The sequence below is a fragment of the Methylophaga sp. SB9B genome (assembly GCF_004832235.1).
GTDB classification, from domain to species: Bacteria; Pseudomonadota; Gammaproteobacteria; order Nitrosococcales; family Methylophagaceae; genus Methylophaga; species Methylophaga muralis.
Map to the genome: position 1 here is coordinate 1 of NZ_SSXS01000119.1, position 249 is coordinate 249.

The following is a 249-nucleotide window of genomic DNA, read 5'->3' on the forward strand; positions in this document are numbered from 1 at the left end:
GGAACAAATCCGGCATATCCAGAACGATGCGCGTGAACATGGTGTGCATCTGCGTCCACGCTGGCCAATGATCATTCTTCGTTCACCCAAGGGCTGGACAGGTCCAGAAGAAGTGGATGGCAAAAAAACGGAAGGCACATTCCGTTCTCATCAAGTTCCAATGGGCGATATGGATAAGGAAGGGCATGTCGAAATCCTTAACAAATGGATGCAAAGTTATCGACCAGAAGAATTGTTTGATGATAGAGG

Annotated in this window: 1 pseudogene; it reads left to right on the plus strand. The window is 47.4% G+C overall.

Annotated elements, in window-relative coordinates:
* Positions 1 to 249: pseudogene (locus tag E8Q33_RS15385) on the plus strand (phosphoketolase); the annotation flags it as partial.